Here is a 600-nt window from a genome sequence, read left to right on the forward strand (position 1 = left end):
CCGACACCACCCCGGTGGTCGCCGCCAGCATCGCCCCCACCACCACCACCGCAATGGCCAGCCCCCCGCGCAGCGGGCCGAACACCTGCCCGATCGTCTCGAGCAGGTCTTCGGCCATGCCGGATCGCTCCAGCACCAGCCCCATCAGGGTAAAGAACGGCACCGCCAGCAGCGTGTCGTTGGCCACGATGCCGAACACCCGCTGCGGCAGCGCCTGGAACAGCGACGCGTTGAACAGCCCCAGCTCCATGCCCACCAGGCCATACAGGATGCCGTTGGCCGCCAGCGCAAAAGCCACCGGAAAACCCAGCAGCAGGAATACCACCAGCGTGCCGAACATGATCGGCGCCAGATTCGCAATGAAAAACTCCATGATCAGCGACCCTTGTCTTGTTGTTGCAGCAGGGCCGCTTCGCGCGCCTGCGCTTCACGGGCGATCTCTTCAGCCAGCTCTTCCTCGGCGCTCTTGCCCGCCGCGCGTGCCAGCGGATCCGGGCACTGGCCGCGCAGGTACCCCACGCACTTGATCAGCCGCGAGACACCGGCCAGCACCAGCAGCGCAAAGCCCACCGGAATCAGCAGCTTGACCGGCCAGCGCAC

At 66.8% G+C, this 600-nt stretch carries 1 protein-coding gene and 1 pseudogene; both read right to left on the minus strand.

What is annotated here, in order from left to right:
* A partial coding sequence (locus KW845_RS29310; RefSeq protein ID WP_218372942.1) for a TRAP transporter large permease subunit occupies positions 1 to 373 on the minus strand: 373 nt, incomplete at its 3' end.
* Positions 374 to 375: 2 nt separating this feature from the next.
* Positions 376 to 600, minus strand: a pseudogene (locus tag KW845_RS29315) (C4-dicarboxylate ABC transporter substrate-binding protein); the annotation flags it as partial.

The organism is Bordetella sp. BOR01, assembly GCF_019218885.1.
Lineage (GTDB): Bacteria > Pseudomonadota > Gammaproteobacteria > Burkholderiales > Burkholderiaceae_B > Bordetella_A.